The organism is Streptomyces sp. YJ-C3, assembly GCF_053891275.1.
Window position 1 is genome coordinate 811,641 of sequence record NZ_CM132685.1, and the last position, 13,012, is coordinate 824,652.

11 protein-coding genes are annotated in these 13,012 nt (G+C 70.5%); 6 read left to right on the forward strand and 5 right to left on the reverse strand.

The features are described 5' to 3' along the window. The first annotated feature begins 145 nt into the window (after positions 1–145). From ACVHNB_RS03645 to ACVHNB_RS03660, 4 genes are read left to right on the forward strand one after another with little or no spacing between them, the layout of a single operon-like run. Positions 146–568: a hypothetical protein gene (locus tag ACVHNB_RS03645; RefSeq protein ID WP_456227398.1), complete on the forward strand. Its 423-nt coding sequence runs from the start codon at positions 146–148 to the stop codon at positions 566–568. Beyond that, a complete protein-coding gene (locus ACVHNB_RS03650) occupies positions 558–1,205 on the forward strand; it encodes a hypothetical protein (RefSeq protein WP_456227399.1) in 648 nt (215 codons plus the stop codon). The genes ACVHNB_RS03645 and ACVHNB_RS03650 overlap by 11 nt, the downstream gene beginning before the upstream one ends. A 2-nt stretch (positions 1,206–1,207) precedes the next feature. Continuing rightward, entirely contained in the window at positions 1,208–6,019 is a 4,812-nt protein-coding gene (locus tag ACVHNB_RS03655; protein ID WP_456227400.1) for a putative T7SS-secreted protein, read from the forward strand. Positions 6,020–6,032: 13 nt separating this feature from the next. Continuing rightward, complete coding sequence (locus ACVHNB_RS03660) at positions 6,033–6,791, forward strand: hypothetical protein (protein WP_428952864.1); 759 nt, start codon at positions 6,033–6,035, stop codon at positions 6,789–6,791. A 12-nt stretch (positions 6,792–6,803) separates the two neighbouring features. On the opposite strand, the gene ACVHNB_RS03665 is transcribed toward ACVHNB_RS03660, so the two are convergent. Then, positions 6,804–8,108 carry an LCP family protein gene (locus ACVHNB_RS03665; protein WP_456227401.1) on the reverse strand — a complete coding sequence of 435 codons (1,305 nt, stop codon included), beginning with the start codon at positions 8,106–8,108 and terminating at the stop codon, positions 6,804–6,806. Positions 8,109–8,215: 107 nt separating this feature from the next. Here ACVHNB_RS03665 and ACVHNB_RS03670 point away from each other — a divergent pair, with 107 nt between their 5' ends. Next, positions 8,216–8,788, forward strand: coding sequence for an acyl-CoA thioesterase (locus ACVHNB_RS03670; protein ID WP_428952862.1), 573 nt, complete (start codon positions 8,216–8,218; stop codon positions 8,786–8,788). A gap of 41 nt (positions 8,789–8,829) precedes the next feature. Here ACVHNB_RS03670 and ACVHNB_RS03675 read toward each other — a convergent pair whose 3' ends face one another. Then, on the reverse strand, positions 8,830–10,296 hold the full coding sequence (locus ACVHNB_RS03675; RefSeq protein ID WP_456227402.1) for an LCP family protein: 1,467 nt from the start codon (positions 10,294–10,296) through the stop codon (positions 8,830–8,832). Between the two features lie 147 nt (positions 10,297–10,443). On the opposite strand from ACVHNB_RS03675, the gene ACVHNB_RS03680 reads away from it, so the two are divergent. Beyond that, positions 10,444–11,484, forward strand: coding sequence for a glycosyltransferase family 2 protein (locus tag ACVHNB_RS03680; protein WP_428952860.1), 1,041 nt, complete (start codon positions 10,444–10,446; stop codon positions 11,482–11,484). 68 nt (positions 11,485–11,552) lie between these two features. Here the strand turns inward: ACVHNB_RS03680 and ACVHNB_RS03685 are convergent, their stop codons facing one another. The 3 genes from ACVHNB_RS03685 to ACVHNB_RS03695 are packed head-to-tail and all read right to left on the reverse strand — an operon-like array spanning position 11,553 to position 12,943. Further along, positions 11,553–11,996 carry a hypothetical protein gene (locus ACVHNB_RS03685; RefSeq protein WP_428952859.1) on the reverse strand — a complete coding sequence of 148 codons (444 nt, stop codon included), beginning with the start codon at positions 11,994–11,996 and terminating at the stop codon, positions 11,553–11,555. 30 nt (positions 11,997–12,026) lie between these two features. After that, entirely contained in the window at positions 12,027–12,485 is a 459-nt protein-coding gene (locus ACVHNB_RS03690; RefSeq protein WP_428952858.1) for a hypothetical protein, read from the reverse strand. A 29-nt stretch (positions 12,486–12,514) separates the two neighbouring features. Beyond that, positions 12,515–12,943 carry a hypothetical protein gene (locus ACVHNB_RS03695; protein ID WP_428952857.1) on the reverse strand — a complete coding sequence of 143 codons (429 nt, stop codon included), beginning with the start codon at positions 12,941–12,943 and terminating at the stop codon, positions 12,515–12,517. Between the last annotated feature and the right edge of the window lie 69 nt (positions 12,944–13,012).

The window sequence follows — 13,012 nt, forward strand, 5'->3', positions numbered from 1 at the left end:
CCTCCGAGCGAGTACGCACGCCCCCGCCCATGCCGGCTGGGGCGTGCGTGCGTGTGGGGCGGACGGCGCCCCTGGGGAACCTGACACGGCACCTCGTACGTCCTTGTCCGTGGACAGCGGAAGACGCCACGGAGGGGGAAGCGGCGTGGAGCAGTCGAGGTCGGCGCTCGCCGAACAGATCACGGAGCGCAGAAGAGGCGTCGGCGACCCGCGCGCACTGGTCGGTGAGATGAGGCGCGCGGTCCTGTTGGTGCCGGTGTCCGGCGGCGGACTCTGGTCGGCGCGATCGGGCGGGGTGCGGTGGGTGTGCGGGTTCACTGACGAGGCGGCGCTCGCCCGGTTCGCAGAGCTGCGCACAGGTCCCGATCACCCCATGGACTACGCGGCGCTGCTCGGCGCGCGCATCGTGGACGAGGTCGTTCCCTCCCTGGGCGAACCCGCGGGCCTCGCCGTCGACATCGCGACCGAGGACGGATCGATGTTCTTCCCGCCGGTCGTCGGCATCGTTCCGGACAGCGCCGCCGTCGACGCCGCCGAGCGGCAGGGGGGACACGGTCATGGGCGGTGAAGCAGCCGACCTGCACTTCGGCAAGGAGGCGGTCGCCAAGTTCACCCAGGGCGTCGGCGCGACCATCGATCAGCTCGGCGAGCTGGGCGGGGCCACCGGCTCGGTCATGGGCAAGGGCTTCTCGGAACTGTCGACGACGGGCATGGAGACCGGACACCACGGTCTCTCCGTGGACTTCGAGGACTTCTGCGAGCGCTGGGAATGGGGTGTGCGGGCCCTGGTGCACGACGCCAGTGAGCTCGCGAACCGCCTCGGTCTGGCCGCGGGCACCCAGTGGGAGCACGACCAGTACGTCCAGGGCGCGCTGAAGGTGGGCGTCAACTCCGTGATGGGCGGCAGCCCGTACGCCAGCGAGGAGGAGATCGCCCGGCAGGACTGGGGCGAGGTGTTCACGCCCGATGCCCTGGACCCGGACTGGAGCGCCGAGTCGTGGGACCGGGCCGGTGAGGAGATGGGGCAGACCTGGAAGGACACCGGTCGCACCGTTCTCACCGAGGGGCAGGGCGGCCGGCAGTCGGACGTGCTCAAGGGCGCGCTCGGCATATCCGACGATCAGTGGGACCGGGCGCTGGACGACACCTTCGGCCCGTCGCCGGAGGAACGCGCCCGACAGCAGAGTGAATCCGGGGGGAACTGACGGTGGGTTTCGGCGACATCATCAGCGACATCACACCGGATGTCGTCGAGGACGCGGTCGAGGACGGCGTCGAGTGGGTCGGCAACCGGGTCGAGGACGCCGGCAACTGGACCGCCGACAGGCTGGACGACGTCGGCTGGGAGTCCGGCGCGGACTGGGTGCGCGAGCAGTCCCGCTCGGTCGCCAACCGGATGGGCGCAGAGGTCGACGAGATGGACCTCGGCCAGACCGAGGACAAGACCAAGCTGATCTACGGCAGCCCCGACACGCTCCTCGACAGGGCCAGGCAACTACGCGGTTTCCAGAAGGCCTTCGACACCACGGGCGACGGCATCAAGGGCCTCTCGTCCGACGAGCTCAAGGGCGAGGCGGCCGAGGCGCTGCGCACCGCCGTGAGCAAGCAGCCCCCCAAGTGGTTCACCGGCGCCGACGCCTGCGAGAAGGCGGCCGGCGCCCTGGAGAACTTCGCCGGCACCGTCACCTGGGCCCAGGGCCGGGCCCAGACGGCGATCGACAAGTGGAAGGAGGGCACCAAGGCGTCCGAGGACGCCGCCGACGCCCACCGCAAGAAGGTCGACGACTTCAACAAGGCGGTCGACAAGTACAACGCGCAGCCCGCCGACAAGCGCGACCCGTCGAGCCTGCCGCCGCGCCCCGCCGCCACGTTCGACGACCCGGGCAAGAAGCTGATGCAGGACGCGCAGGACATCCTCGCCGAGGCGCGCAAGCAGCGGAACACCGCCGCGGAGACCGCGTCCACAGCGGTCCGCGCCGCCCGGGACCTCGCCCCGAAGAAGCCCTCCTACGGCGACCAGCTGCGCGACGGGGCCCAGGAGATGCAGATCGTGGGCGACCACGTCGGCGGCGGCATCATCAAGGGCACCGCGGGGCTGCTCAACTTCGTCCGCGGGCTCAACCCCACGGACCCGTACAACCTCACGCACCCGGCCGAGTACGTGACCAACCTCAACAGCCTGGCCGCAGGACTGGTGATCGCCGCCAACGACCCGGTGGGCACCGGCAAGCAGATGGTCACCGACTTCATGAAGGACCCCGCCGAGGGCGTCGGCCGGCTGATCCCCGATGCCGTGCTGACCGCCGCCACCGGCGGTGGCGGCGCCGCCGTCAAGGCCGCGCGCCTCGCGAAGGACGCGGCCGGCGCCGCGAAGGCCGCGCGCGTCGCGGACGACGTGGCGGACGCCGGGAAGGCCCGCCGGATCGTCGACGACGAACCGGAGGGCACCCACACCCGGCCGGACGGCGACCGCGAAAAGGGCGGCGACCCGGTCGACCTCGCCACCGGCCGGATGTTCCTGCCGCAGACCGACGTCACGCTGCCCGGCATCCTGCCGCTGGTGTTCACTCGTCGTACGGAGTCCGGCTGCGCGGTGGGCCGCTTCATGGGGCCCGCGTGGACGTCCACGGTCGACGAGCGGCTGGAGGTCGACGCGGTCGGTGTCCTCCATGTCACCGCCGAGGGCCTCCTGGTCGCGTACCCGCACCCGGTGCCCGGCGCGCCCACCCGGCCCGGCACCGGGACCACCCGTACCGAACTGGCCAGGGACGCCGACGGCGACTACACCCTCAGCGACCCCGACAGCGGACTGACCTTCCACTTCGACGCCCCCGCGGGCAGCGAACCGGGGGAGGACGGAACCGCCTGGCTGACCGCGATCAGCGAACGCAACGGCCACCGCGTCACCGTCGACCGGGACGAGGACGGCACGCCGAGCGCCCTCGTCGACTCGGCGGGCCGCCACCTGCGGCTGACCGTCACCGACGGCCTCCTCACCGCCCTGTCCCTGGCCGGCGCCGCCGCGGACGGCACGGACCTCCCCCTGATGAACTACGGCTACGAGGACGGCAACCTCACCACCGTCACCAAGCCGTCCGGCGCCGTCACCACCTTCGTCTACGACGACCGACGACGCGTCACCGCCTGGATCGACTCCAACAACAGCCGCTACGACTACGTCTACGACGACCATGACCGCGTCGTCTCCGAGGGCGGCGAGGCCGGCCACGTCCAGATCACCCTCGCCTACACCGACCCGGACCCGGAGACGGGCCACAGCACCACCACGCTCACCACCGCCGACGGACACGCGACCCGCTATGTGTACGGCCCCGGCCGCCGCCTGGTGACGCTCACCGATCCGCTGGGCCACACCACCCGGTACACGTACGACGCGCGCGGCCACCGGCGGACCCGCACCGACGCGCTGGGCCGTACCACCTCCTTCACGTACGACGAGGACGGCCGGATCGTCTCGGCCACCCGCCCCGACGGCAGCGAACTGCGCACCGTACGCGGCCCGTTCGGCCTGCCGGTGGAGGTCGTGCAGGCGGACGGCACCCGCACGGTCCACACGTACGACGAACGCGGCAACCGCACGACCACCACCGATCAGGCCCGCGCCACCACGCACCACACCTACGACCACGCCGGACGGCTCACCTCCGTCACCGACGCCCTCGGCGCCACCACGGCGGTGGTGTGCGACGCGGCCGGGCTGCCGATGGCGGTCACCGGACCCGCGGGCGACCTCACCCGCACGGAGCGCGACGCCCTCGGCCGTCCGGTGCGGATCACCGACCCGGTGGGCGGCGTCACGTCCTACGTGTGGGACGCCGACGGACAGCTCGCCCGCCGCACGGGACCCGACGGCGCCACCGAGTCATGGACGTACGACGGCGAGGGCAACTGCCTGACCCACACCGACGCGTCGGGCGGCGTCTCCCGGTTCGAGTACACCCACTTCGATCTGCCGCTGGCCCGCACCGGACCCGACGGCGTCCGCTACGAGTTCACGCACGACGCGCACCTCCACCTCACCCGCGTCACCAACCCGCAAGGGCTGACCTGGGACTACACGTACGACGCCGTCGGCAACATCGTCTCCGAGAGCGACTTCGACGGACGCACGCTCACCTACCGGATGGATGCCGAGGGCCACCTGGCCGCGCGCACCGACGCGCTCGGCGGCACCGTCGCCTTCGAGCGCGACGAGCTCGGCCAGGCGATCCGCAAGGACGTCGACGGCCGGACGACGAGGTACACCTACGACGGCGCGGGACGCCTCCTCGAAGCGGTCGGCCCGGACGGCGAACTGCGCTACCAGTACGACCGCCGCGGCCGGGTCAAGACGGAACTGGTCGACGGCCGCGCCATCGCCTACACCTACGACAAGCTGGGCCGCCGCACGAGCCGCACCACCCCGACCGGCCACGTCACCGGTTACGCCTACGACGCGGGTGGCAGGACCGAGCGGCTGACGACGGGCGGACGCCAGGTCGCCTTCACCCACGACGCCGCGGGACGGGAACTCACCCGCGTCCTCGGGGGAGCACTCACGCTCGCCTCCGCCTGGGACGAGGCCGGACGCCTTGCCGAGCAGCACATCACCGCAGGCGAACGCGCCGTCAACAGCCGCGCCTACTCCTACCGCGCCGACGGCCATCTGCTCGCGGTGGCGGACCGGCTGGCCGGCACCCGCACCTTCGACCTCGACCGGACCGGCCGGGTCACCGCCGTCCACGCCCGCGGCTGGACGGAGCGGTACGCCTACGACGAGGCGGGCAACCAGACCGAGGCGTCCTGGCCGTCGCGGCACCCGGGCAACGAGGCCACCGGAGAGCGCGTCTACACCGGCACCACGATCGCCCGGGCCGGAGCGGTGCGTTTCGAGCACGACGCGCTCGGCCGGATCACGCTCCGGCAGAAGACCCGCCTCTCCCGCAAGCCCGACACCTGGCGCTACACGTGGGACACCGAGAACCGCCTCACCGCCGTGACCACCCCCGACGGCACGCGGTGGCGCTACCGGTACGACCCTCTGGGACGTCGCACGGCCAAGCAGTGCCTGGCACCCGACGGCGAGCACGTCGTCGAGGAGACCAGGTTCACCTGGGACGGCCTCACCCTGTGCGAACAGACCAGCCACCAGCCGGACGGCCCGTCCGTGGTCGCCCTCACCTGGGACCACCAGGACGTCGTCCCGCTGGCCCAGACCGAGCGCATCCTCGACGCCGAGAACGGCCGGGCGGAGATCGACCGCCGGTTCTTCGCCATCGCCACGGACCTCGTCGGCACGCCCACCGAACTCATCGACGAGTCCGGCGACATCGCCTGGCGGTCCCGGTCCACCCTGTGGGGCACCACGGCCTGGGCCCGCGACAGCGGCGCGTACACGCCGCTGCGCTTCCCCGGCCAGTACTACGACCCCGAGACGGGCCTCCACTACAACTACTTCCGCCACTACGACCCCGAGACCGCCCGCTACACCTCGCCCGACCCCCTGGGCCTCGCTCCCGCGCCGAACCCGCTCGCGTACGTGGGCAATCCGCACGCCGGGTCCGACCCGCTGGGGCTCATGCCCAAGTACACGAAGGAGGAGAAGGCCGCCCAGGCCAGGGTGAAGGCCCACGAGACCGCGGAAGACGTCATCAAGCGGGCCGAGGACGGCAAGTTCAAGAAGAGCGGCGCCTACCACGGGGACACCCGGCACGGCTTCAGCGACGAACGGGTGCTGGAGATCCTCAAGAACCCCGACGCGGTGTACCACTCGACCGCGGGCAGTGGACGGCTGGTCTTCCGCCAGGGCGAGGACGTCGTGGTGACCGAAGGCGGCGGCGCCGGGGCGGGCAACGCCATCACGGCCTACGGACCTTCCGGGATCAAGGGTGAATCAGGGGCGAAGGCGCTCGGCGGCCTGCCCAGCGATCCCGGCAGCCCGATTACCCATGCCGACGTCGTGGAAGGCAGGATTCCGGCGAAGAACGGCTTCGTGGCTCCGGCCGAACAGATTCGATGAGGCGGCATTCACCGTGAAACTCACCTTCGACGACAACTGGACCGCGACGGTCACGGGGGAACCGCTGCCCATCACCCCGCGCTTCGACTTCGCGGGGCAGCGGGTGCGCGTCGCGACGTACGGGAGCGCCGAGGAGCAGGAGCGTTTCCAGCTGGACACCTTCGGCAGTCAGGACTGGCTCTGGGACGCGCCCGACGAGGCCAGGTTCGACCCGACGGACCGTCAACTGGTCGGTCTCCAGTTCCAGTTGCCGTACGAGATCGCCGGTGCCGAGGACTGCGCCCGTGTCCCGGACCTGCCCCTCGCCCGTCCGGGCGGCCTGCGTGCGGACGAGGCGCGGGATTTCCGCCTCGAGGCGGCGACCGAGCTCTGCCGCGCTCCGGGCGACAGGGTGCTGACCTGCCTGCGCGACCTCGACGTCCTCGACGAGCCGTTGGAGGCCCGCATCGGCGTCGCCCAGGACGTGGCGCTGCTCGTCCAGCACGGCACCGTCGTCGGCTGGAGCCTGACCGACCCGGTGCGGTACCTGACCAGCGGGTTCGCCGCCCCTGACTCGGCTCCCGCCGCCCAGTCCACTCGGCTGCTGTTCACCGAAAGCCTGGATCTGACCACCTCACCGCTGCTGGACGACGTGAGGCACCGGGACCCGTCGGCCGTGGAGCGGCTCCGGGCACTCCATCAGGCCCTGCGCGCTCAGCGTGAGGACCGCCGCCGGGCCGACGCCCTCCTCGCGCTCATCGGCGACCTGGCCGAGGACTACGGGAGCGGGTGACGCCCCCGGCCGTCAGCTGCCGGAGACGGTGACCTTCTCGTCGTTGTTGAACTGGTCGACGAGCTGCTTGACCTTGGTCTTGTCCCAGAGCAGGTTGCCGTTGACCGAGCCGTTCGTCGGCATGTTCATGGACTTGCCGTCACCGCCGGAGACGCTCTTCATCGCCAGGAACATCGAGCCCAGGTCCCACAGGCTCATGTCCTTGTCGACGACGAGCGAGTCCAGGCCGGCGCCCAGCGTCGGGTACAGCTTGAACGGGTTCATGACGGTCGACGGGGACGCCACCTTGTGGGCGAGCGCCGCGAGGAACGCCTGCTGGTTCTTGGTGCGCTGCAGGTCGGACGCGGCGAAGGCGTGCCGGGTACGGACGAAGGCGAGGGCCTGCTGGCCGTTCAGGGTCTGCTTGCCCGCCTTGAAGTCGGCCCCGGACCACTTGTCCTTGAAGCCTTCCTTCAGGTTCATCTCGACGCCGCCGACCGCGTCCACGATGCTCGCGAAGCCGCCGAAGCCGATCTCCGCGTAGTGGTCGATGTGCAGGCCCGTGTTGGCCTCGACGGTGCGCACGAGCAGCTCGGGGCCGTCCTCCGCGTACGCGGCGTTCAGCTTCACCTGGCGGCCCGTGCCCGGGTAGAGCTTGCCGGACTCGGCGCCCTTGAAGCTCGGGATCGTGACGTTCGAGTCACGCGGCAGCGAGACGAGGGTGTCCCCGTTGCCGCCGACGTGCAGGATCATCATCGTGTCCGTGCGCTTGCCCTCGGCGGAGCCCGTGTGCAGCTCCTTCTTCTGGGCGTCGGACATGCCCTCGCGGCTGTCGGTGCCGACGATCAGGTAGTTCGTGCCGTCGCCCGACTCCGGCCGGTCGATGACCTTGGACAGGTCCACGTCCCGGTTGAGCTTGGAGTCGGCCCAGAAGTACGTGGCGATGCTGGTCACCGCGACCACGCTGACCACGATGATCGCGGTCCACTTGATGCGCTTGCGCCAGTTCGGCGCCGGGCGCGCGGGGCGGCCGGTGGGCGGCCCGTAGTCGCCGCCCCCGCCTCCGCCCCCGCCGTTCCCGGCACGGCTGGGCTGGCCGTACACCTGGCCCGTGTTGTAGCCGCTGTCGTACCCGTTGTCGTACGAGCCCTGGCCGCGCTGGTCGCGGTACAGGTCGTCGTACCCGTCGTCGTACGCGGGCTGCTGCTGCGGGACGGGGCGCTGCACGTGCGGCATGACCCGCGCACCCTCGGGGCGCGCGCTGCCGCTGCCGCGGCCGTAGCCGCCGCGGCTGCCGCCGCTCTGCCTGTCGCTCCGCCCCTCGGGCCAGTCATTCATAAGTCCAGTGTGCCGTGCGCGGCTGTGTGCCTTACAAGAGTGGATGGGAAATCGGACCAGGGCTGTTGCAGAGCTGACACAATCGGCGCGCGCATATGGTGGGTGGCATGACAGACCTGGCCCACGGCACGGAGTCCGATATTCCGGGCAAGCCGACCGCTGCTTCCCGTACGACGTTGTCGCACATCATGACGCACAACGACACCAACCTCCTGGGGACGGTGCACGGTGGCGTGATCATGAAACTGGTGGACGACGCGGCGGGCGCCGTGGCCGGCCGGCACTCCGGCGGCCCGGCCGTGACGGCCTCCATGGACGAGATGGCGTTCCTGGAGCCGGTCCGCGTCGGCGACCTCGTCCACGTGAAGGCCCAGGTCAACTGGACCGGACGGACCTCGATGGAGGTCGGCGTGCGGGTCCTGGCCGAGCGCTGGAACGAGTCGACGCCCGCGCAGCAGGTGGGCTCCGCCTACCTGGTCTTCGCCGCGGTGGACTCTGACGGCAAGCCCCGCGCCGTGCCGCCGGTGCTGCCGGAGACCGACCGTGACCGGCGCCGCTACCAGGAGGCCCAGATCCGCCGCCAGCACCGGCTGGCGCGCCGCCGGGCCATCAAGGAGCTGAGGGCCCAGTCGGCCGCCGCATCAAGCCCCTCCGCATCGTCAAGCCCCTCCGGCGATTGAGGAGCGGGGTCCGGGGCGGAGCCCCGAGGCCCGCGCCTCTTTCAGGAGCACGCCACCTGATCCCCGGTGATCGCCCCGTACTCCCCCTGATACGCGTCCTCGGCCCGCACCGCCCGCACCCCCTTGTAATCCGCCCCGGCGAGCACCTTCAGCACGGCCCCCTGCCCCTTGACGGCCCTGAGCTGCGCCCCGGGCAGCGCCGTGGCCAGGGACTTCGCGGAGCGGTCCCAGCGCGGGTCGTACAGCACGACGGTCTGCTTCGCGGTCCGGCTGTCGGCGTTCACCGGCGCCCGCGTCGTCCGGAACCCGGTGCCCCGCAGCGCGGTGTCGACCTTCTTGCCGAGCCCCGCCGTCATCGTCCCGTTCTCCACCTGCACCCGGATCTGCTGCGGCGAGACACCGACGACGGTCGCCTTCTTCCGGGCATGGTGCGCGGCGAGCGGCTTGTCGTCGCGCAGCGCCTGGAACAGCTTCCCGGATTTCTTCGGGTCCCACTTCACGGTGGAGCCGATGCCCTTGACCGGATAGCTGATGTCCCCGATCGGCACGGTCGTGAACTCCGACGACGACGGCGTGAACGAGCGCATGGCCCGCGCCAGGTCGACCATCTCGTCCGTCCCGAACCCCTTGTCGGCCCGGACGGAGCTGAGCAGCGTCCGCGCCACGTTGCGGAACCTGACCGGGTTGAGCAGCACCCCGGACGACGTCGTCTTCGCGATCAGCGACGCCAGGAAACGCTGCTGGCGCTGCATCCGGCCGAGGTCACCGGCGCCGTCGGTGTGCCGGGCCCGTACGTACTGGAGCGCCTCGCCGCCGTCCAGCTGGTGCGTGCCGACGCCCAGGTCGAGCCCGGTGTACGAGTCCTTGAGCGGGCGGGCCGTGCAGATCTCGACGCCGCCCAGCACGTCGACCGTCTTCATGAAGCTGGTGAAGTCGACCTCCAGATAGTGGTCGATCTTCACGTGCGTCATGTTCTCGACCGTGCGGACGGTCAGCTGCGGGCCGCCCTCCGCGTACGCCGCGTTGATCTTGACCGGGTGCTCGTGGTGCTTGTCCCCGGTGGTCTGGTCGGTGTGCGGCGGCATCATGGCGTACGAGTCGCGGGGCAGGGAGACGACGGACGCGCGCTCGTGGTCGGCCGAGATGTGCACGATCATGATCGTGTCGGTGCAGTGGCAGGGCGCCCCGCCGAGCCGGTACTTCCGCCGCTCCTCGTCGCTGATCTTGTCGCGGCCGTCGGTGCCGACGAGCAGGACGTTCACGCCGTGTCCGGCGGCCGGGCGGTTCTTCATGTCCTTGAACGGGTCGATCCGGTCGATGCCGGTGTCGATGCCCGTGACGAGCGCGTGCCCGATCCCGGCCGCGGCGAGCACCGTGACGGAGAACGTCGTGGCCACCCGCATGGCCCACCGGGGCTTCTTCCTGCGCAGGGGTTCGCCCGGACGGCGGCCCTGCGCGGGCCGCGGGGGACGCTGCGGACGGGCGGGGGAGCGGGGCGGCGTGGGCACGTGGGGACACCTCCGCGAAGGCGGGCGTGGGACAGGGCCTGTCGTCTCCACAGGCCTTGGCACCGTAGGCCGATACGATCTCCCGACCGCGGTAGTGACTCGGGCGGCGCGCGCCGGTGTCCCCCATTAGCGGTAACGTGACGCCTGATGAACGCGAACTCCGACATGCAGCTTCCGGCCGTATCCGTGATCATGCCCGTCCTCAACGAGGAGCGGCATCTGCGGGAGGCCGTCGAGGCGATCCTGGCGCAGGAGTACGACGGCGAGATGGAGGTCGTGGTCGCTCTCGGCCCGTCCACCGACCGCACGGACGAGATCGCCGCGCAGCTGGTCGCCGAGCACCCCAGCGTGGTCACCGTCCCGAACCCGACGGGCCGCACCCCCGCCGCGCTGAACGCCGCGATCAAGGCCTCCCGCCACCCGGTCGTGGTCCGCGTCGACGGCCACGCCGCGCTCTCCCCGGGCTACATCGCGACCGCCGTCCGCCTCCTGGAGGAGACCGGCGCGATGAACGTCGGCGGCATCATGCACGCCCAGGGCACCAACGCCTGGGAGCAGGCCGTCGCCGCCGCGATGACCTCGAAGATCGGTGTCGGCAACGCGGCCTTCCACACGGGCGGCGAGGCGCAGCAGGCCGAGACGGTCTACCTGGGCGTCTTCCGGCGCGAGGCACTGGAGCAACAGGGCGGCTACAACGAGGAGTTCATCCGCGCCCAGGACTGGGAGCTGAACTTCCGGATCCGCGAGGCCGGCGGCCTGATCTGGTTCTCGCCCGACCTGCTGGTCTCGTACCGCCCGCGCCCGAGCGTCAAGGCGCTCGCCAAGCAGTACAAGGACTACGGCCGCTGGCGCCACGTGGTCGCCCGCTACCACTCGGGCTCCATCAACCTGCGCTACCTCGCCCCGCCGACCGCCGTCGTCGCGATCGCGGCCGGCGTCGTGGTCGGCGCGGCCCTCACGCCGTGGGGCTTCGTGATCCCGGCCGGCTATCTGGCGGCCATCGCCGCCGGTTCCGTCCCGGCGGGCAAGGGCCTGTCGCTCAAGGCGCGCGCCCAGATCCCCGTCGCCCTCGCGACGATGCACATGTCGTGGGGCTGGGGCTTCCTGACCAGCCCGAAGTCGCTGGCGAAGCGCGTCATCGCGTCGCGGCGGCCGGCCGTGCGCAACCCGGAGACAGCTGCCAACTGACGCCTGCAGCGCGGGAGTCGGCCTCCCGCGCCGCAGGCGTGTCGTGTGTCGTTCTTCGCCGATGCTCGTCAGCCGCAGGAATGCGGTGCCGCCGCCTCGCCGAAGAAGATCTGCTTGCCGCTCGGGTTGTCCATGATGAGCATTTCGCTGACACAGACTCCGGGGGCCTTGATGCGCACGGGGCCCGCGTAGCTGGAGAACTTGCCGGTATCCGAGTCGTAGCTGGCGTAATCAGGGCCCTTGTAGATGGAGAAGTCCATCTGCGTGGGTGTGCCGACGTAGGCGGACTTCACGAAGACGGAACAGTTGTAGGTCCCGTCGTAGTAGTCGTACACCGTTCCGATCAGGTTGGTGTAGCCGCTTCTGTTGGCGTAGACGGACTTCGAGTACACCAAGTTGCCGGCGCATCCGTAACCGGCGGCCGAGGCGGGTGATGCCGCCACGACGGGCGCCACGACACCGACTCCGGCCAGCAGGGCCGCGCAGGTGAGCCATCGGGTGAGCTTGATCATCGGTGCTGGTCTCCTGTCCGGCCGCAGCCGTCAGCCGCAGTGGAAGTAGCCGCCCGCCGGCCACCGGTCCTGGAGGAAGTTCGCGCCACCCGGCCGCCACATGTCCAGTTCGGTGGCGATGCACGTGCCCTTGCCGTTGACCTTCACCGGCCCGGCCTGGTACTTGAAGTACCCGGGGTCCGATGCCTGTCCGCCCTTCTGGGACATCAGCGTCAAGTTCATGCGCGAGCTCACACCGTAGTAGGAGCCGGCCTTGATGGAGATGGCGCAGTTGTAGGTGCCGTCCCAGTACAGGTACGTGGTGGCGACGTGCTTGTGCGGTGAGGTGGTGTAGTCGTAGTTGTTGAGCTGGTCGATCAAGGTCCCGCTGCAGCTGGTGGCGGCCGATGCGGCGGGTGCGACGGCGACCGGTACGGCGATCCCGAAGCCGAACATGACCGATGCGACGCTGATCCAGCGGGCGAGTCTGAACTTGCCGTTCTTGAACATGAGTTGGGTTTCCTGTCTCTCGCCCGGGGTCAGCCGCAGTGGAAGTAGCCGGAGTACGGCACGTGGTCCTGGATGATGTTGTTGCCGCTGAAGTTCCACATGTCGGTCTCGACGGCGACGCAGCGTCCCTTGCCGTAGAACTTGTAGTTCGCGTAGTACAGGTAGTGGCCGTCGTCGTTTCCTATGTATCCGTCGACGTTGGTGTAGCCCTCCACGCGGATGCGCGACGACTTGCCGTAGTACGAGCCACGCTTCACGGCGGCAACGCAGTTGTAGGTGCCGTCCCAGAACAGATACGTGGTCGCGTAGGTCGTGCCGTTGTAGGTGTTGTCCCAGCTGTCGATCTGCGAGCCGTTGCAGCCGTAGGTGGCTGCACTCGCGGTGCTGACAGGCCCCAAGACGCAGGCGGCCGCGGCAGTTGCCAGCACAACTCCGATCCGGCCGAGTACCTTGCGCATCGTCTCTCCCCATGGGCATGACGGATCGGCCGACGGACCCGTCGGCGTTCCGTGAATTTCCTGTGAATG

Coding starts and splice junctions, on each gene's coding strand:
- ACVHNB_RS03650 (WP_456227399.1), top strand. CDS start 558: ATGGGCGGTGAAGCAGCCGACCTGCACTTCGGCAAGGAGGCGGTCGCC.
- ACVHNB_RS03665 (WP_456227401.1), bottom strand. CDS start 8,108: ATGAATGACTGGCCCGAGGGGCGGAGCGACAGGCAGAGCGGCGGCAGC.
- ACVHNB_RS03670 (WP_428952862.1), top strand. CDS start 8,216: ATGACAGACCTGGCCCACGGCACGGAGTCCGATATTCCGGGCAAGCCG.
- ACVHNB_RS03680 (WP_428952860.1), top strand. CDS start 10,444: ATGAACGCGAACTCCGACATGCAGCTTCCGGCCGTATCCGTGATCATG.
- ACVHNB_RS03685 (WP_428952859.1), bottom strand. CDS start 11,996: ATGATCAAGCTCACCCGATGGCTCACCTGCGCGGCCCTGCTGGCCGGA.
- ACVHNB_RS03690 (WP_428952858.1), bottom strand. CDS start 12,485: ATGTTCAAGAACGGCAAGTTCAGACTCGCCCGCTGGATCAGCGTCGCA.
- ACVHNB_RS03695 (WP_428952857.1), bottom strand. CDS start 12,943: ATGCGCAAGGTACTCGGCCGGATCGGAGTTGTGCTGGCAACTGCCGCG.